Raw genomic sequence first — 20,695 nt, forward strand, 5'->3', positions numbered from 1 at the left:
CGGACTAAAGAGAAATAAATGAGTCTATCAAGTATTAGTAAACTACTCATAACATCAATATTTATGATTTTCTCTAGTGCAGTATGCGCTGAGAATATTAATATTTATACTTGGGAAGATTATTTTTCTGATGATGTTCTCGCTGAATTTGAACAAAAAACGGGTCACAAAGTAACCTTGACCTATTATGACAGCGAACCAGATCGAGATGCATTGCTACTCAGTGAGAAAGCTAAAAATTTTAATATTGTGTTGATTGATAGTTTAATGCTGGGCATTAATTCAAAAAAACAACCTATGTATCGGTTTTCCGAAAAATCTGTGCCAACCATAGTGAACCATAATCCTAAATGGCGTCAGGCATGTGGCGACGTTGGTGTGCCTTACGCGAAAGGAACTATTGGCATTGCCTATCGGCAAAGTGTCAGCAAAACACCTATTACTTCCTGGACTCAGCTTTTTAAACCACCCGTAGAGCACCAAAATAGGGTATTAATGATAAAAGATAATCTTGATACCGCCGCCATTGCTTTAATTGCCAATAATTTACCTCCGTTTTCTGAAAATAAAGACGACTTAAAAGTTGCTTTCGACACATTAAAGCAACAAGAGCCTTATTTATTAGGATATCAATATCTATTAACGCACACAGCCATTCATCAAGAAAAAAGCCAAGCCAGTTTGGCTATGGTTTATGGTGGCGATATTGCAACAATAACTAAAAATAGTGGTCAAGATGATTGGAAGTATGTTGTTCCAGATGAAGGTACACTGTTTTGGGTTGATTGCTTAGCTATCCCGTTTGAAAAAAATGCGACACAAGCAACCTTATCGTTTTTGAATTATATTAATGAACCACAAGTGGCGATTAGGGTGGTAGAAGAAATTTTATTCTCTACGACCAATGATGCTGCTGTTGAGTTAGGAAGTGAAAGCTACTTATCGGATCCTGATTTGTTTATTTCTCCAGAGATCCAAGCGCGGAGTAGTTTTTATCAGCATATTAGTAACGAATCAATGTTATTGCGTCAGAGAATGAATAACTTGCTAAAAGATAAATAACTCATGAAGCTAAGAAAACGGATTAACTTGATTTTACTACCCGCTATCGCGGTAGTATTTTTTACGTTTTCTTTTTTCTTTTATCAATCAGCTAAAAATAATATTATTGATGCTGCTCTGAGTGCTTTCTCATATCAATTTGAGCGCATAGCAAGCCGTGGTGCTGCAGAGGTTATTGCGGTTGAGAGCATGATTAATTCTCAACTGCAAAGTAAAGAAGCGGCTGATTTATTTCACAATGCTAAAGCAGATGAAATTGATATTAGAGTGAGTGCGCAGTTTGTAGACCGGTTGATTAAATCGAGTGACAGTAAGATTATTCAAGACATTGCTATTTTTAACTTACGTGAAAAGCCTATCAGTTACATCAATTTTGAAGATCCTTTTGTGGATGCTTCAGTGACAGATTCAACTCATTTTTTGATAAACAAAATCAATGACGCTATAGCAAAAAAAAATCGTCAACGGATATATGCTCACTACTACCAAATTACCGCCACAGAGACTGAGCATGATGAGATCCAGTTATTTCGTATTTTTTCTCCTTATCTTTTAGTGTCACAACCTTTATATAATTACACCAACGATTTAGTCGTCATTCAAACTAGGTTAAAACCGAATTATCTTAAAAGTATTTTTAATCAAGAGATTAGTCAGTATCAGGAATACCTTTCGGTTAAAATGTTTACGCTTCCTTTAACAGAGAAAGCGCTTAATAATGATATTGTTGTGCAACAGATTGAAGGCGTAGATTCATATCATTTTACGGTAAAAGTATTTGATGGCATTGTGAACATCAGTCTAAAAAAAGCATTTTTTAACTCATCATTAATGAATTTAAAAATCAAAATTGGATTAGGCGCCCTGGCATTATCTTTATTTTGTTACTTTATTCTACATTTGTTGATCTATAAACAAATTATTCGCCCAATCACTGAATTGGCAGAAGGTGTTAATGGAGTTAAGAAAGGTAATAGTGATTCACTTATTCTGTTAAATACTAACGATGAAGTTGCAGAACTCAATAATAGTTATCTTGCATTAATTGAACGTATTCAGCAGTTAGCCAACAATGATGAGTTAACCAGCCTTGCTAATAGAGCATACTTCAACCGAGAACTAGATCATAAACTCGACTCGTCTGAGGCTGAGACTAGCACGTTAGGTTTGTTGTTTATCGATTTAGATAATTTTAAATACGTTAATGATAATTTTGGCCACGAGGCCGGCGATCGTGTTTTGGTCAACTTTGCTAACAGGTTGACAAACTCATTAAGAAAAACTAGCCGTGCATTAAAACAACAACAATATCAATGTATCGCGCGTTTAGGTGGTGACGAGTTTGTGGTATTGCTTGAAGGACTGCCTAATGTGGAAGAGCTAGAAGCGATAGCTCAACGCATTGTAGGGCTTTTTGATTTGGGATTTGAGGTTGACGGTAAAACTTATGATGTCCATGCCAGTATTGGCATAGCATTCCAGTTTGGTAACAAACTTAAAGCGGATACATTTTTACAGCAAGCTGATAGTGCCATGTATGCTGCAAAAAAAGCGGGGAAAAATAGTTATTGTACTTATGACGACTCGTTAGATAATCAATTAAAAGAGCAGAAATATATTGATTCTGAGGTATCAAAAGCGTTACGTGAAAATTCCTTGTATCTGGTTTATTTACCATACTACGATACTGAAACACTTGAAGTGAAAGGTTTTGAGGTGTTGCTAAGGGCCCCAGAGTTAGAGAAGAAAGGCATTGGCCCTGATAAGTTTATTTCGATAGCAGAGCAAAGTGATCTGATTACAAAAATTGATTTATGGGTCATCAATGAAGCATTGAGTAAGCTAGCAAATCTGCGAAGTATGCAAGGGTTTGACGGTACACTTGCTATCAATATTTCATCTCGAGAGCTGTTTAATGATGGTTTCGTAGCCGAAGTTTCGTCTTTAATGGATCAATATGAAACACCGCCTTATAAAATTATATTCGAAATAGCAGAAGCTCCGCTGCTTACGAAAGATAAAAAAGTATTAGTTAATCTCACTAGGCTAAAAGCATTGGGGATAAAAATTGCCATTGATAACTTTGGGATAAATTATTCAGCTTTTAGCCATTTAAATCATTTTAGATTGGACTCATTAAAAATTGATCGCTCATTCCTACTGCAAATGAGAGATGTTCAAATGGGCAATAAACCGCTGATTGATATTATTTACGACCTTGCCAATATCCATGGGTTAGATGTTGTCATAGAAGGGGTGCAAAGCGAACAAGAATTAAATCATGTCAAAAATTTAGGCTGCAATACTGTCCAAGGTTTTTATTTGTCAAAACCATTAGATTGGAGCCAAGCTCAAGCCTTAGTGAATAAAACAAATGTAAGTTATTTAACCACGAATAAAAGTCGCTAACTATTTTTTGTGATTAAAAACTAGGCTAATAAAGGGCTAAATTTAGCCAATTCAGCAGCATTATGTACGGCTAGTTTCTTAATGATTTTAGAACGATGTACCTCAATCGTGCGCAGAGAAAGGTATAATTTGTCGGCCATTTGTTTGTTGGTTTTGCCTTCTATTAATAGATGTAATACTTGGATTTCACGTTCTGTTAAGGTGTTATATCGTTGTTTTAGCAGAATAGATTCAAACATTTTATGGCTACACGTAAAAGCTTTTTCTATAGCAACAACCAGTTCTTTCCCGTTAACGGGTTTTTGAAAAAAATCACAAGCACCTTGTCTAAATGCATTTACCGCCATCGGCAGATCACCGTGACCCGTTAAAAAGATGATACCTAGTGGACTGTTAGCGGCAATTAATTTTTGTTGTAGTTCTTGGCCAGTAATTTCTGGCATTTTGCTGTCCACGATAAGACAACCTGGTTGGGTAGTATCAATGGTGTTAATAAACGAAATGGCACTATTGAAAACCTGTAAGTTGTATTCATATTGCAATAGCATAAATTGCATAGAATCAAGAATTGCTAGGTCATCATCCACCATATAAATATCTTTAATCATATGTAGTATCGATTTATTAAATGTTAATACAGTGTAATCATTGTTGGTTGTGGATCAAGTTGTTCGGTTGCTTTTGTGCTGTGCGTATCTGTTTTGTTAATTAAGTTGCACTACACTGAGTTTGTTGCATAAAAACGGATTACTTTGTTTATTAACTAAGTACCGATTAACTAAATGTTGTCAGATGGCTAAAAGGTTACGGATGCGAATTGAAACTTTGCTGATTGGAGCACTTTCATTAATTCTTGCTGGATATTTAACTCAAGCAAGTGCGCAGCCTGTCACACCAGATGCGGTCATTGAAAAACCCATTACGACTCAAGCTCATGCTGAAGTACATTACCGAGTTGCAGTGCTTGCCAATTATGGTGTGGCTAAAAGTATTGAACGCTGGCAGCCATTAATGGACTATTTAAGCCAAAATGTTGCCAATGCCAGCTTTGAGGTTGTGCCGTTAGACTTCAACAACATGAATAAAAAGCTAATCAGCGGCGACATACAGTTTGTTGTCACCAATCCTGGCCACTACTTTAATATGAGTGGCGACTATCCCATTTCCTGGTTAGCCACCATGAAGAGCAATCAACATAATGGCAGCACTTTTGCGATAGGTGCGACTATTATCGTCCGTAAAGACAGTCATTTGCTCAGCGTAGACGATCTTGCTGGCCATTCAGTGGTGGCCAGTGATCCTAATGCATTAGGAGGGTACCAAGCCGCGATAGGGCTTATCCATTCGATGGATTATTCGACCAGTAACTTCTTTTCCAAAGTGACGTTTCTCGGTTTTCCGCTTGAACCGCTTATTTATCAAGTCCGCGATGGCACAGCAGATATAGCCATTACTCCATTTTGTACTTTAGAACAAATGGTAGCTGAGGGTTATATCAAGGCTAGCGATTATCGGGTAATAAATGATGTCACTCCTGCCGATTATGAATGTGCCGTCAGCACCCCTTTATACCCTAATTGGTCGTTTGCATCGTCGGATGCGGTGCCGTTAATGGTGAGAACGGGGATAACCCGAGCATTACTGTCGATAAGTATGGATGACCCAGCGTCAATTATAGGACAGAACCGGGGATGGGCTGCCCCCATTAGCCAGTTTCAAGTGGTTAAATTGTTTAATGACCTAAACTTAAATGCGGATGATAGCCCTGTGCATCTTCAAGTGTGGCAATGGATAAAGCTCAATCAAAAATGGGGCTTTAGTTTATTGGGTCTATTTGTTATCGCGACCATTTACCATCTTTGGCTGGAATATAAATTTAGACAAAAGAGCGAGTTCTTAATCAATACAGAGCGCCAATTGAAAAATAAAGCATTGCAGCTTGAGCGCATGCAAAGCGCAGCAATATTAGGTGAAATAGGAGCAGGTTTAGCTCACGAGCTCAACCAACCCATTGCGGCCATCACGCAATATAGTGAAGGCGGGATGATTGAGCAGGCAAAAAATATTGGTACAAACTCAGTACAATACCAATTACTTGAAAAAATACACCAGCAGTCAATGCGTGCCGGAGAAATTGTTCATAGGATCAGAGAATTGTTGCAACGAAAAGGTACTGCAAGTACTGAGTTTGATGCACAAGAACAATTAATGGTTTGCCTAGACTTACTCGAAAATGAATTCGAAAAAGAAAAAATCAACATCAAAACTCAATTGACTACCACTGAAATTAAGCTGCAAGGCGATAAAGTTGGTTTTTGTCAGGTGTTGATTAATGTGTTGAAAAACGCCATTGATGCGGTGTCTGAAAAAGAATTCTCGCTTCATAGCCGCAAACGAATACTGATAGATTTACACATTGTTGATCAAAGTTTACAATTGAAAATTTATGATAATGGTATTGGGTTAACCTGTGCTAACGATGATTTTAAAACAAGTTTCTTTTCTACCAAAGCCAATGGATTAGGGCTAGGGTTGGCCATTTGCAGTGATGTTATTGCTCTTTTTGGTGGCCAGATTAACTTATCAAAATGTAAAGATGACCCGAGCTCACCTTGGCGATATGGATGTCGGGTTCTCATTGTTATCCCATTAAATGCTATGCCCGATTAATCAATCAAATACCCCTGGTAACTTTTATTCCAACCTGTCTTTTTTGGCTTATCTCATTTTATTGAGATGTTAAACCGTGACATCAATCAAATCACGCCCCTCAATGTGGTTTACCACAATACCCTTAGTTTACTTATGGAATAACAATGGTGTTAGCGATGATGCTGACTACAGTTTGGGTTTGGTTAGTACCATTAATAATAAGTAAACAGAGAAAAACTTCGTGCTTCGTTGAAGATGAAGGGGGGCAATCATGATTGAGTTAAATCGACGTCATTTTTTAAAGGGAGCGGGTGCCAGTGGCGCCACATGTGCTTTAGCAAGCATGCTTCCTGGTTCGCTAGCTGCATTAGAAAAATCACCATTAAAAGGTGTTGCTTCTGAAGTGGCCAGTATTTGTGAAATGTGTTCAACGCGGTGTCCTATTAAGGCGCGCATTGTAGATGGCAAAAACGTATTTATTACGGGCAATAAAGAAGCTAAATCGTTTGGTGGCAAAGTCTGCGCTCGAGGTGGAGCTGGCCATAGCTTACTTTACGATCCACAGCGTATCGTTAATCCACTAAAGCGTGTGGGTGAACGCGGCGCAGGTGAATGGGCAGAGATTTCATGGGCTGATGCTTATAAAGAAATTGCCGCCAAAATGAACCAAATTAAACAACAATATGGTGCCGAAACCATAGCGTTCTCATCAAAGTCTGGTTCACTTTCAGGTCATATATTTCATCTTGCTGAGGCTTTTGGATCGCCCAATACATTTACTCATGCCTCAACGTGCCCGGGCAGTTATGTTGTTGCTGCTAAGGCAATATTTGGCACCAAAATGAAGCGTGATTTGAGCAATGCCAAATACATCATCAACTTTGGTCATAACTTGTATGAAGGCATCAACATGTCTGAAACAAGAGGCTTGATGCAAGCTCAAATGGATAGAGGAGCCAAGTTAGTTGTATTTGAACCTAGATTCTCGATTGTGGCAGATAAGGCTGATGAGTGGCACGCAATACGTCCGGGTACCGACGTCGCGGTCGCGTTAGCGTTATGTCATGTGTTGATTAATGACAATTTATATGACCATGACTTCATTGAAAAATATGTTGTTGGTTTTGATGAGTTCGCCGCTGAAGTACAAAAATATACCCCAGAATGGGCCGAAACTATTTCAGACGTGTCTGCCAGTGCCATTCGACGTATTGCACATGAATACGCAAGCCACGCTCCACACGCCGTTGTTGATTTTGGCCATCGCGCTACATTTACCCCTGAAGAGTTCGATATGCGCCGTGCGTTATATGCAGCCAACATATTGATTGGCAACATCGAACGAAAAGGGGGCATTTACTTGGGCCAGAAAGCACCTGGCTATAATAAACTTGCCGGTGAAAATGTGGCCCCAGCGCTAGCCAAACCTGGTGTTAAAGGCATGCCTAAGCCAACGGCAATCCGCATTGACCAGGTTGAAAAGCAGTATGCAATGATGTGGTCAAATGGTGGCATTTATCAAACCATTTTAGATGCAACATTAGACGCCAAACCTTATCAATTAAAAGCATGGGTAATGAGTCGTACTAACCCAATGCAAACCCTTACAGACCGAGCCAAAGTAGAACAATCGCTTAAAAAGCTAGATTTAGTGGTGTCATGTGACCTGTATATCAGTGAAACCGCAGCATACGCAGATTATATTTTGCCAGAATCGACTTATCTTGAACGCGATGAAGAGATACAAGATAAATCAGGTAAAAATCCGGCCTATTATGTTCGTCAACGTGTGGTTGAAACCATTGGTAATACTCGCCCAAGCTGGCAAATATTTAAAGAATTAGGCCAAGCTTTGGGGCTTGAACAATTTTACCCTTGGGACAATATAGAAACGTTGCAATTAATGCAGTTGAATCGCGATCACAGCTTGTTGGAACACATCAAAAAAATGGGTTACGTCAGCTACGGTAAGCCATTGATGTTGCGTGAACCTGAAATGGTTACCGAATTCGTTAAGGCTTATCCCAATGCCAAAAGTGTTGATGCAGACGGTACTTATGCCAGCTCAATGAGCTTTAAAACACCCAGCGGCAAGATTGAATTAACCTCACCAAAAATAGAAGGCATGGCACCAGGACGAGGTGTGATTAAGCATCGCGATGTACAACTAAAGCAAGCCGATGAGTTGTACTTTATACAAGGGAAGGTCGCGGTACACACCAATGGCGCCACCCATAATATTCCAATGCTAGCCAATCTTATGTCGAAAAATGCGATTTGGATCCATCCATTAACCGCCGGACGATTAAATATCCATAGTGGCGATGCAATTCAATTAACCAGCAGTGTTGGCACCGAAGAAGGAACCGCTTTGGTCACCCCGGGGATTCGTCAAGATACTGTGTTTGCATACATGGGCTTTGGCTCCAAAAACAAAGAACTGGTGCGAGCAACAGGAAAAGGTATCCATTGCGGCAACCTACTTCCTAATGTCATCGCTCCCATCTGTGGCATGAATTTACACACCACAGGTGTCAAGTTGGTAAAAATTTAGCCGGTAACTAATTGATTTGGAGTCTCCTATGAGCAAACGATATGTCATGGTGCATGATGAAAACAAATGCATCGGCTGCCAAGCTTGCAATATAGCTTGTCGTAGTGAAAACGAAGTCCCTGAAGGGGTAACACGCCTGCAAGTTAGGGTGGAAGGTCCTTTTGGTGAAGCACCAAACTTACATTTTAAATATCACCGCGTGTCCTGTCAGCAATGCGAAGACGCACCTTGTGTCAGTGTTTGCCCTACAGGTGCCGCTTACATAGACGAAAATGGCTTAGTGTCTATTCATAACGATAAGTGCGTTGGCTGTATGTATTGTGTTGCGGCATGTCCATACAAAGTGCGCTTTATGAATCCCATAACCAAGGCTGCAGACAAATGTAATTTCTGTAAAGACACTCGCCTAGCCAGAGGTGAACAACCCGCTTGTGTTACAGCATGCCCAACAGATGCATTGTATTTTGGCGATGCTAACGACAGTAAAAGTGAGGTTGCTCAATTACTGAATACAAAAATAACCTATCAAGACAAAACGCATTTAGGTACCAAACCACGAGTGTACCGTGTTCCGACTAAACGAGGAGGGATAGAGTCATGAACAATATATGGGGCGACATGGCGCAATATGATCCAGTGACATGGAACTGGGTTATCGCCGTTTATTTATTTATGGCCGGTTTATCGGCAGGTAGCGTACTCATTGGTATTGGTATGCGTTGGTATAGTAAAGGGGGCAATATTGAAACTTCGATATTAAAAGCCTCTGCCATTATCGGGCCAGTAGCCATAAGCTTAGGTTTGGCCTGTTTAGTGTTTGATTTAACCAAACCATTTCATTTCTGGCTCATCTTAGTCAATTATAATTTTACATCTGTAATGGCGATTGGTGTGTTGGCCTTACTAGCTTATTCACCGTTAGGTATTGCTTATGCATTGATTGTATTACGAGATGATTTACCAAAGTGGAAGTTAGGATTTTTAGCCCCAATAGGGCATATGCTATTACCCATGCGTAAAGTAATTGAAATCCTACTGTTTGTACTTGCTATAGGAGTTGGTGCGTATACTGGCTTTTTAATCTCGGCCATGAATGCCTACCCAATGCTCAATACTGCAGTATTACCGGCATTGTTCTTAGCGTCTGGTTTATCAGCGGGAGCTGCGGGTAACTTAATCGTTGCGTTAACCTGTTTTAATAGCAGCCCCCATGATAACGATGTGGCAAAAATGCACAGCCTAGATTTACCCGTAATCGTGTCTGAAATGATGTTTTTAGTGATGCTGTTTAGTACTCTTTATTTCACAGGAGGCGCAGCTGCTGAAGCATTAGCATCATTAAGTACCGACATTTGGGCTAGCGTGTTTTGGATAGGCGTAGTCGGAATCGGGTTTATCGTTCCCATTCTGTCTATGTTTTTACCTGCCAATGCTCGTCACACTAAAGCCATCATGATATCAGTTGCCTGCTGCAGTTTGACGGGTGTTTTAGCATTACGACACTTCATCATCTATGCTGGACAAAGTTATATAAGTTAACCAAGAAATAAGTAGATAAGTCATCTTTTGCCCTCCAGTAGACTTAGGTTGATTGGAGGGTAAAAACTACGCAATAGGCTGCAGTATTAGGTTGTAACAGCAGTCAACATTGGTTAATTAACTTAAGACACAACACTAAAGTCGACCGTATTCACAATTAAATCCATAAATTAGAAACGATAATCGTAGATTATTCAGATTTACCGCTAACGTATACTTGAAGTTATTATTTAAGCTGCTATATTGGCTTTATGAAAACATCAATATTCACATTTTATTCAATTATTTTTTTAGGGAGCTTCGCCCTAAAATTCCCCGATTAAGCGGGCGTGTCATTGCGCCCATCTGTTTTTACAGAATATACAATTAAAATTAACATTTAAAAAACAGCTTGCATTTATATGTTGAGGCTTAGATTTCGTTAAACTATTTTTAATCAATAGGAGTAACCCAATCTTTGTTTTATCTATATGTAAATAATTATTTGTTTTTAAAATGCTGTAATTAATTTAATTTTAATACTATAAAAATAAACCCAAAAAGTTCTAAAAGGAGGGCGGTGGATTATTTATTTCAAAAATGAGTTTATTGCATTAAATAAACGTTATTAATTTTTTATTTATAAGGTAATGATATGTCTAAGCATGAAATGAAAAAACCATTGTTGTCGCTAAAAGAAAAGCGTAAGTTAAAAAAAGAATCAAATGTTACAGAGGTAGCCAAGATTAGAAAGAAAAAAGGCTAGTAAACTGGATACGAAATACTTTACCTCCTTTAATTAACTGAACACTTTGTACATAAATGTCAGTAATAACAGCTTTTTGGGGGGCGAGGAACAATAACGTAGAATGTTTTTATAAATAGGCTGAAGATGATTTTTATGTTCAGCCTATTTTATTTTTTTAACATACAGAATCTTTTTACATTAACGTTATAGACAGTTAGGTTTTGGTACCTATCTGTTATTGTTTATTAATTTAGTTTCTAGTAGTGATTTTTAAAATGGATAATGATGTTAACTTTCTCTATAAAAAGATAGTGAAGGAGTCTAGAAATGACAGCAAATAATGGTGAGATTAAGTCACATCAAGTTGGAGTAGGTGGCACTAGAGCACAAACAGCTAAGCGACCCAAAAAAGTGGCTATAAGGATACCTGAAAATTATATTGGTATTGTTAAACAGTTAGTTAACTATTTGGATGAATTTACAATAATTAATGGGCAAAAAGTTCAGGTAAAATCAGAGAAATTGTTACTCAATTCTATACAAGAGAAGGCTCAAGAGATCATGTTAAATGCATTAATATCTAAATAGGCTTGATCATAAGCATTCATTAAACTTTGAATATAATAAAAATATCAGATTAAAAAATTAATGTTCGCTGTAATACTTTCGTCGTTTAAGGCACTGTACAGCTTATTAGTTTTTTGTTAATTTTATGTGTTTCTGTCTTATAAATTCACCTTTAGAGTAATATATTTATTGGTTGTAAATATAGTCGTGGATATTCACTTTGTAATGGCTTGTATTTCACCTGTTTTTATGCACAGATACTCAGATATTAAGTTATTTTTAATAAACTAGAGATAATATTTGTAATCGCGTGTGTGATTTTTAAAATTAATATCACTACATTAATAATGTTATTTTACCTCATTAAACCTTCTATTATTCAAAGTTTGATCGTTAGGTAAAATACTTAAAGCATGAATTATTAGAATTTTTGAGGAAAAAATGAATAACAGACCTGAAATAACGATCTCATCACTTGATGCGCAGAGACTATTTAAACTCATCGAGTCCTTACCTACAAAGAAAATGGTAGGTATAAGTGAGCTTGAAGAGGAACTCGCTCGAGCAACAATCGTGGATCCAACAGAAATACCCACTACAATTGTCACCATGAACTCAACGGTTAAATTTACTGTCGAGTCGTCTCGAGATGAGTTTTTAATGACGCTTGTTTATCCCAGAGATCTTGATTTGAATGGCGATAAAATCTCTATTCTGGCGCCAGTTGGGAGCGCGTTACTTGGGTTGGCTCAGGGAGATCAAATTGAATGGCCAAAGCCCGGTGGTGGGTTAATAAAAATAACCATTAATGAAATTTTTTATCAACCAGAAAGGGCTGGTGAATACCATCGTTGATACATCATTTATTCAATAGCTTGAAATAAATTACACCAGATCAATGAAGACACTCTATATAAAAGAATGTAGTAAATCCTCGTTACATCTGGTTTAAGGCTATTAAACAATAACTAAATAACTAAATAACTAAATAACTAAATAACTAACTTCGCTAGCGGTTTGATTCAACGATAATTATAGATGGCACCTAGAATCAACATACTGGTACTGGTACTGCGTCGTAGAATACTGGTGTACAGGTTTATCTAAGCGGTTTTTTTCATGACAGTTGTCGCTTAAATGGTTAAACAGCTTCTTTGTGTTACTCTTAAATTAACTCCACAGCCTATGGCTGACAGTTTCTGTTCTTTTTAATCATTGCTCTAGATGTTCATTTCTATTGTCTGATAGCACACTTTTCGCTTCGCCAATATCCTAACATCAAGACCATCATGTCTCTGATTTGGTGTCACAAACTTAATCCTGCTATGGCAATGTTCGTTGTCGTACCCATAAACAAATTCATTTACTCATGTACGCGCTTCATCTAACGATATAAAACCTTTACTAGGCCAACGCGGATGATACTTTACCGTACTAAACAGTAGATTCTGAGTACGGATTATCATTACTCATCCTTGGACGACTTCATTTGGTCACGCCCACTAAATTGTACATCCTCGCTCGCATCGTCAGGTATTTCATGGGATCACCATTATCAGAGTGCAACACAACGTCTTTCTATAAGTATTTTTCTGCCCAGCGTTTATCTATTTCAGATACGTTCCATCTAAAAAATAGCACGATATTTTTCAATGAGCCTGTTGACCTCTTTGATGATATCGCCACGGTGGGCCGATAATTCTAATTGCCCTATGTTGGTCATACTTCTTTTCAGTAAGGTTTGTGAATATCTTGATTAGACGGATATTTATGTCAAGTTCAGTGCGGCAACGAACAGAGTAAAAAGTAAAATACACGTATTATGACTATCAACATCATGAGTTAAATCGTGGTTACTAATTTTAAATTATGTAGTAAATACATAATGTTGCATAGACTAAATGAGTTAAAAGCGATTGCAATTTACGCCACAAATGGTGATATTTTTTACCATTTTTTTATTTTTATGCTAGGCAGGCGATTCACTTTCCACCCAGAGTGACCTAAAAGCTTTAATTTTGAGGATAATATGCAAATAGAAACACTTCACGATGTTATGCAATGGACTAAAAACATGCACCAAGAACTGCATTATTTTGCCGCCAATTGTGCACAAAAAAGCGATAGTGTAAGAGTTGGTTTGCTGCTTAAGTACATTTCAGAGCACGAAAAAAAAATGGCGCAGGTAATGAAAAAGTTTGAAGACAATGGTAATAGCAGTGCACTCAACACGTATAGTCGGCATTACTACGAAAAATTCACTATTTCTATTCACACTGAAGGTGAGCATCCGTTTGAGAAGATGGATACGGATGAAATAGCAATTGTCACTCTTGAATATCATAAAAATATCGTCGGACTATTTGAGTATCTGCAAAAATGCAGCTGTGCACCTTCGGTGACGGAATTTCTTGATAATATATTGTCGGTTCAAGAGGCCGAGGGGCGATTACTGGCACGTAACATGAAACAAATTGACGATTTGTAGCATAAATGTCTCACAAACAAAAAATCACATAACGTCATACTGAGTGATTTAGTACTAGAAACTTTTCAGAATGCACTCCTGTGGTAAGCAGAGCCTTTTTAATGACTAACTTTATGCGTTATTTTAACTACCAAAATAACGTTAAAGTTGGTGACAACGGCCAATTCATATCAAGCCATATACAGATAATGCAACCTTTCAACAAATCTAGGCCGAATTTATGGGTTGTATTACCTCAACGTAGGTAACACTCCACTTAAACTCAGCGATATTGGCAAAACCAAACGATAGTTTATCAACGGCATATAGCCTGATAAGTTTTTGAAAGTATGAGTTAATGTTAAGAGTTGGAACAACTGTTAACCGTGTTTTATAGAAAGTACGCTAACGCACAGAGTCTAAAACTAAAGAGCAGTATAATTTACTCGTTAGTTATCAAATCTTAGGTATCTCTTAGATATCAAATGTCTCCAGTCATTGCAAAATACAATTTATTCATGCTGAGGTGAAGCACATGCTTTTTAATAATTCGAACATTACGGACTCTCCTATTCGTCATAAAATTCGCGAGTTCTATCGTATTGATGAAAGTGTTGCGGTAGAGCATATTTTACCGTTAGCAGACGTTAACGATGAAGCTGCCAGCAGAGCGTGGGAAAAGGCACGTAAAATATCATTAAAAATACGTAGAGACGAATCAGGTAACGGTGCTGTAGATGCCTTACTCGCAGAATACACATTATCCAGTGAAGAAGGTGTGGTGTTGATGTGTTTGGCTGAGGCCTTATTACGTGTACCAGATAAGCACACTCAAGATGCCCTCATTAGCGACAAAATTTCTCAAGGTGAGTGGCGAAGTCATTTGGGCAGCAGTGATTCACTGTTTGTTAATGCCTCATCGTGGGGGTTATTAGTTACCGGCACTATGGTTGATTATGCTGATGAACGCGAAAAAGATAGTTTTGATTTATTGAAAAAGATTATTGGTCGTTTAGGTGAGCCTGTCATTCGTAAAGCAATGAACTATGCCATGCAAATTATGGGTGAGCAGTTTGTTATGGGCGAAACGATTCAAGCTGCAACAGAGCATGCTACCAAACAAGATCGGCAAGGCTTCGTATATTCTTACGATATGCTAGGTGAGGGTGCGCGCACCATGGGTGATGCTGATAAATATTTTAAAGCTTATCAAGTTGCCATAGATGCTATTGGCGCGGTTTCACTCGCGTCAGGTAAGAACGATCCTCGTAGAGTTCCTGGTATCTCAGTTAAGCTTTCTGCTATTCATCCTCGTTACGAATTTGCGCAAAGACAACGGGTAATGACTGAAGCTGTTCCCAAACTTAAAGCGCTTTGTTTGCAAGCTAAAAAATACAATATTGGTTTAACGGTTGATGCGGAAGAATCTGAGCGATTAGATTTGTCCCTTGATGTTATTGAGGCGGTATTTAGTGATGACGAATTAGCGGGTTGGAATGGCTTTTCGATGGCTCTGCAAGCTTATCAAAAACGGGCTATTTTTATCATTGATTGGTTACATGAGCTAACCATTCGTGTTGGCCGAAAAATGATGGTGCGTTTAGTTAAAGGTGCTTATTGGGATACTCAGATTAAAAACACTCAAAAAGGTGGCTATGAACATTTCCCCGTATTCACTCGCAAAGCTTCTACTGATGTTTCTTACCTCGCCTGTGCAAAAAAATTATTAGAATATAGAGATACTCTCTATCCACAGTTTGCGACACATAATGCTTACACAGTGACGACTATTCTTGAACTGGCGGGCAATGACAAAACAAGTTTTGAATTTCAATGTCTATATGGCATGGGGGGGTCTTTATATGATCAAGTTGTTGCCAGTGAAAATGTTCAATGTCGCGTCTATGCACCGGTTGGTCCTCATAAAGAGCTACTAGCCTATTTAGTCCGTCGTTTGTTAGAAAATGGCGCTAATTCTTCTTTTGTTAATGCCATTATTGATGAGTCTCAACCGGTCGAATCTTTACTTGAAGACCCGGTTAAAAAAATGCATCGCTTAACAGACAAATATAACGGCCAGATTATCAAACCTATTGCCTTGTACCATGATGAAAATGGTGTTGGTCGAGATAATTCCAAGGGCTTAGATTTAACCGACATAAATATGGTAACCCCGCTAAAAACATCACTAGATAATTGGGTTGAAAATAACCAGTTTTCTGAAAGTGATACGCCAGAGGGGGCTGTAGCCATTAGAAACCCAGCAAAACAAAGTGAAATCATTGGTTTCCAGCGACATCATAGCAAAGATGACATGCTCGCGATGATCGATACGGCTCAAACTGCATTTGCCTCATGGTCACAAAAGCCTGTATCTGAACGCGCAGCCTTATTATGCAGTATCGCCTATATTCTCGAACATCATAGGGACGAGCTCATTGCCTTATGCATCAAAGAAGCGGGAAAAACGACTCAAGATGGTATTGATGAAGTCAGAGAGGCTGTTGATTTTTGTCGTTATTATGCACAACAAGCGATAGTACTTGCAGAAGATGATCGTTTAGAAGCTCGTGGTGTGGTGTTATGTATCAGCCCTTGGAACTTCCCGTTAGCGATATTTATAGGGCAAGTGACAGCTGCCATTTCTACTGGTAATACGGTGTTGGCCAAACCAGCCGAGCAAACAAGTTTAATTGCATTGCGCGCTATTGAACTAATGACGTCTGCTGGATTACCTCATGGCGTTGTACAAGCAGTTATTGCCAAGGGTAGTGAAGTGGGCAGTATTATTATTCCTAATGCACACATTCAAACGGTTATTTTTACGGGTTCAATTAAAACAGCGACTATTATTTCGCAAACGTTGGCAGATAGAGACGGCGCAAAAGTCCCTTTTATTGCTGAAACAGGCGGTCAAAACTGTATGATAGTTGACTCCACAGCTTTGCCTGAGCAAGTGGTTGATGATGTGATTTCTTCAGGATTTCAGTCTGCAGGTCAGCGTTGTTCTGCGCTCAGGGTATTATTTTTGCAAGAAGATATTGCCGATACTGTTATTACAATGCTTAAAGGCGCATTAGCAGAATTACATGTGGGTAATCCAGAAAAACTCAGCACTGATGTTGGTCCCGTCATTGATCAAAAAGCGCTAGATTCACTCAATGCTCACAGTGACTATATGAAAACTCATGGTCAATTATTGTACCAGTGCGCGATATCTAATGAGACAAATGAAATAGCAGAAAACGAACATTTCTTTTTTGCGCCGCGACTTTATGAAATAGACAATATTAGTGTGCTCAAGCATGAAGTATTTGGTCCCTGTGTTCATATTATTCGTTTTAAAGGCGATGAAATAGAAAAAGTCATTGATGATATTAATGGCACCGGTTTCGGTTTAACGATGGGTATTCATACGCGGATTGAACAGCGAGCTTTTCATTTGGCGACACTATCGCGTGCAGGTAATGTATATGTAAATCGCAATATGATTGGCGCTATTGTGGGGGTGCAACCTTTTGGGGGGCGTGGTCTTTCAGGTACAGGGCCAAAAGCGGGTGGGCCATATTATTTAACACGTCTAGTGAAAGAGAAAGCCACTCCCGATGCCGATAAATTTAACTTATTACCATCGCAAGTTGATGCTTTAGTGAGCGATTCGAGATCGAAAGCAGAAGCAGAATTAATGATGGATAGGGCGGATATAGCAGAAAAAACCTGGCGCATGACCGAGTTAGATCAGCGTATTTCTTTTGTGCGTCAAATGTTAGCCGAAATGGCTGATATCGATATTGTTGATGATTTAGCCGATGACTTAAACAGTACTTTGACAGCGGCTAATTCACAATTAGTGTGTGTTGAAAAACATCTGCAAAAGCCAACAACGCTTCCAGGTCCAACAGGTGAGTCTAATATACTCTATTTGGAAAATCGCGGTAATATCATCTGCTTTGCTGATGAAAATGTGACTTTTCACTTTTGGATACTCTCAATTGTAACGGCTTTGACAACCGGAAATACCGTTATCTCGGTCGTTTCTGATTTATTTTATGATCAAGCGTTAGCCATTAGAGATAAGTTCGTTACAACAGGCGCAGATGAGAATATTTTTCAAATTACCCGCTTATGTCATTTAACCACTTTGTTGGCGCATCCTGCGTTATCAGGAGTCGTTGTTGATAGTCATTGTAGCCGAAAAAATTATATCAGTGACAGATTAGCCGAACGTCAAGGGGCAATTTTACCAATGATCAGTTCAGAATATTTTGATAATCTCATTCAACGTTTATTAACAGAAAAAGCCGTTAGCATTGATACTACCGCATCTGGTGGTAACACGTCGCTGATGACTTTAGATGAAGAGAACTAACTATTTTTGAATGTTATGTTTAAACAAAAATTCAAAATATTTATAAATCATCAACTGAAAAGTTGATGATTTATTCTCCTAATGTATCGGTTTATTTGTCATAACTGATAAAAGTGCTAATGAGTGACAACAGATAATACTTTCGGTGCGAACCTAACTTGATGGGGTTTATATTGTTTTTACATTTCATTTTGGCAAAAAATTAAGCCTGATTTAATGAGTGAACGACTCAGCCAACAGGATTAAGCTACCACCCAGCTAAGGTCTATTCGCATTAGGTTACGGTGATGAATCTATTCTTATTGCGATTAATAAATCTTTATTCAATATCCCCATTCCTCATGTTAATCCACTAGGCATTATTGTTGGTTCGATATCGCACAGAGCTTAAGTCCGTAATGGAGTAAAGTGTTGCTTGGTGTTACGGGAAAATACTTTTCTTACTCTGCTTTTATTTCAGTAAAGAATATTAATACTCGACCATGTCATTTCGTCTTGGTTTAAGGAACGACGTTGAGCTTTATTACTGGGACAACGATCAATCACCTACGCTATACAATATAAAAATTAATACATGTAAGGAATAAGTGCTAGCTGGATTTTTAAATTTTTTAATTCAGCATGCAGAAAAATCAGTATGAATATATCCATTAATAAACTAAAAGGAAATTTAATATGAGCAACATTAATATTGGCATTGATAAAAAAGAAAGAAGCGAAATCGCTGAAGGGTTAAAGAAGTTATTAGCCGATACTTATACGCTTTATTTACAGACGCATAACTTTCACTGGAATGTGACTGGGGTGAGGTTTAGGGAGCTGCACTTGATGTTTGAAGAGCAGTATATGGAATTGGCCATTGCTGTAGACGATATAGCCGAACGTGTTCGAACTCTCGATGTTGCTGCGCCAGGCACTTATAAAGAATTTTCCAAGTTAAGTTCAATCCATGAGGTAGATGGTGTTCCCAATGCAACGGAAATGATAGAAGTATTACTCGTTGGTCACGAAAAAATTATACAGACTGCTCGCGATGTTTTAAAAGTGGCCCATCAATCAGACGACGAATCAACGGTATCTCTTGTATCTGATCGAATGCGAATACATGAAAAAACATCGTGGATGTTGAGAGCTTCAAATAAGTAGATTGAGCGTTTCAAACTACCAAGTTTTTGAAATTAAATGGTCAGATTATTAACGTTATTTACTTATTATATATTAACTAAAAAGGATACAGATTGGATGGGCACTTTCTCACGCTTCGCAATTGCTATCGTTCTGCTCCTTGTCGTCATCGGCAGCATCTTCGGCTACAAGTTCTATCAAATTAACCAAATGCAGGCCAAATTCTCTCAGCCACGCCCCGCAACCGTCGTTGAAACTACAGAGGTCTCTAGAGTATCTTGGCAACCGAGTATCCAATCAATCGGTGGCATCAGAGCTATCAACGGCGTCATGATAGCCAATGAATTGCCCGGTGTAGTGACAAAAGTTTTGTTCAAATCGGGTCAATCCGTCAAAAAAGGCGATATCCTGATCCGCCTAAACAGCGATATAGAGCAAGCCGCTCTTACAACACGTCTAGCTGAGGCACAGCTTGCTTCGAAAGCATTTCAACATAACTCAGACTTGATTTCCAAACGGGCTGTGTCACAGTTCGCCTTAGATGAAACAAAGGCTGCGCTAGATGTAGCCAGAGCACGAGTAAAAGAAGCCGAGGCCCAGTTTGGTAAAAAAATACTCACGGCTCCCTTCGACGGCATAGTAGGGCTACGTCTAGCGGATATAGGTGAATACTTATCTGTGGGTACACCTGTCGTTGAAATCAATATGCTTAATCCAATTCTGGTCGAATATACTCTGTCTGAACAGGAACTGGCCAGCGTTGATATTGGTGATCTCGTTGAAGTCACCGTGGCGGCAACTGGCTCAGAGGTATTCAAGGGAACAATTACCGCAATTAATAGCTCTATCACGCCAGAGACACGCACCGTTAAGCTGCGCGCCCAACTTCTAAACCCCCAACAAAGCCTCAAACCGGGTATGTTCGCTACCATTAGAACCATGGCAAAGGGTGAAAGGCAGGTCATTGCAATTCCAAACATAGCACTGTCTTTCAACACCTACGGCGATTTCGCCTATGCATTAACTAAAAATGAAAAAGGCCAGCTGGTCACTGAGCAGCGGACATTGGAAACCGGCGTTACACGGGATGGCATGACTGAAATTAACAAAGGGTTAGAACCCGGTGAACGTATCATTGCCTCTGGTTTGCTGCGCTTGAGGGCTGGTCAGCGAGTGAAAATAAAGCAAGATGACAAGATTGCAGACAGTACAGGAGTTAAATAA

General features: G+C 38.8%; 13 protein-coding genes and 1 pseudogene. 12 read left to right on the top strand and 2 right to left on the bottom strand.

Annotated features, from left to right (window positions below):
• Positions 1-18 precede the first annotated feature (18 nt).
• Both GUY17_RS10435 and GUY17_RS10440 read left to right on the top strand, forming a co-directional pair.
• Positions 19-1,062, top strand: coding sequence for a spermidine/putrescine ABC transporter substrate-binding protein (locus GUY17_RS10435; protein ID WP_162023092.1), 1,044 nt, complete (start codon positions 19-21; stop codon positions 1,060-1,062).
• 3 nt (positions 1,063-1,065) lie between these two features.
• A complete protein-coding gene (locus GUY17_RS10440) occupies positions 1,066-3,471 on the top strand; it encodes an EAL domain-containing protein (protein WP_162023094.1) in 2,406 nt (801 codons plus the stop codon).
• Between the two features lie 20 nt (positions 3,472-3,491).
• On the opposite strand, the gene GUY17_RS10445 is transcribed toward GUY17_RS10440, so the two are convergent.
• A complete protein-coding gene (locus GUY17_RS10445) occupies positions 3,492-4,079 on the bottom strand; it encodes a response regulator transcription factor (protein WP_101088306.1) in 588 nt (195 codons plus the stop codon).
• A gap of 202 nt (positions 4,080-4,281) precedes the next feature.
• Between GUY17_RS10445 and GUY17_RS10450 the strand changes: the two genes are divergently transcribed.
• From GUY17_RS10450 to rnk, 6 genes are all read left to right on the top strand, one after another.
• A complete protein-coding gene (locus GUY17_RS10450) occupies positions 4,282-6,141 on the top strand; it encodes a sensor histidine kinase (RefSeq protein WP_162023096.1) in 1,860 nt (619 codons plus the stop codon).
• Positions 6,142-6,394: 253 nt separating this feature from the next.
• Positions 6,395-8,677 (top strand): thiosulfate reductase PhsA, encoded by a 2,283-nt coding sequence (gene phsA / locus GUY17_RS10455; RefSeq protein WP_162023098.1) that lies wholly within the window; start codon positions 6,395-6,397, stop codon positions 8,675-8,677.
• A 28-nt stretch (positions 8,678-8,705) separates the two neighbouring features.
• Complete coding sequence (locus GUY17_RS10460; RefSeq protein WP_102036995.1) at positions 8,706-9,278, top strand: 4Fe-4S dicluster domain-containing protein; 573 nt, start codon at positions 8,706-8,708, stop codon at positions 9,276-9,278.
• Positions 9,275-10,216, top strand: a complete 942-nt coding sequence (nrfD, locus tag GUY17_RS10465) for an NrfD/PsrC family molybdoenzyme membrane anchor subunit (RefSeq protein ID WP_011637462.1) — start codon at positions 9,275-9,277, stop codon at positions 10,214-10,216. Before GUY17_RS10460 ends, nrfD begins: the two co-directional genes overlap by 4 nt.
• 1,054 nt (positions 10,217-11,270) lie before the next feature.
• Positions 11,271-11,531 carry a hypothetical protein gene (locus GUY17_RS10470; protein ID WP_162023099.1) on the top strand — a complete coding sequence of 87 codons (261 nt, stop codon included), beginning with the start codon at positions 11,271-11,273 and terminating at the stop codon, positions 11,529-11,531.
• 420 nt (positions 11,532-11,951) lie between these two features.
• Complete coding sequence (rnk, locus tag GUY17_RS10475; protein WP_101088300.1) at positions 11,952-12,365, top strand: nucleoside diphosphate kinase regulator; 414 nt, start codon at positions 11,952-11,954, stop codon at positions 12,363-12,365.
• Positions 12,366-12,693: 328 nt separating this feature from the next.
• On the opposite strand, the pseudogene GUY17_RS21210 reads toward rnk, so the two are convergent.
• Positions 12,694-13,109: pseudogene (locus GUY17_RS21210) on the bottom strand (integrase core domain-containing protein); the annotation flags it as partial.
• A 430-nt stretch (positions 13,110-13,539) separates the two neighbouring features.
• On the opposite strand from GUY17_RS21210, the gene GUY17_RS10480 reads away from it, so the two are divergent.
• The 4 genes from GUY17_RS10480 to GUY17_RS10495 all read left to right on the top strand — a co-directional run bounded on the left by GUY17_RS10480 (position 13,540) and on the right by GUY17_RS10495 (position 20,695).
• Complete coding sequence (locus tag GUY17_RS10480) at positions 13,540-13,998, top strand: hypothetical protein (protein WP_101088299.1); 459 nt, start codon at positions 13,540-13,542, stop codon at positions 13,996-13,998.
• Positions 13,999-14,512: 514 nt separating this feature from the next.
• Positions 14,513-18,346, top strand: coding sequence for a bifunctional proline dehydrogenase/L-glutamate gamma-semialdehyde dehydrogenase PutA (gene putA / locus GUY17_RS10485; RefSeq protein ID WP_162023100.1), 3,834 nt, complete (start codon positions 14,513-14,515; stop codon positions 18,344-18,346).
• A 675-nt stretch (positions 18,347-19,021) separates the two neighbouring features.
• Complete coding sequence (locus tag GUY17_RS10490) at positions 19,022-19,492, top strand: Dps family protein (protein WP_162023101.1); 471 nt, start codon at positions 19,022-19,024, stop codon at positions 19,490-19,492.
• 36 nt (positions 19,493-19,528) lie between these two features.
• A complete protein-coding gene (locus tag GUY17_RS10495; RefSeq protein WP_254439900.1) occupies positions 19,529-20,695 on the top strand; it encodes an efflux RND transporter periplasmic adaptor subunit in 1,167 nt (388 codons plus the stop codon).

Source organism: Shewanella sp. Arc9-LZ (assembly GCF_010092445.1).
In the GTDB taxonomy this organism is placed as follows: Bacteria; Pseudomonadota; Gammaproteobacteria; order Enterobacterales; family Shewanellaceae; genus Shewanella.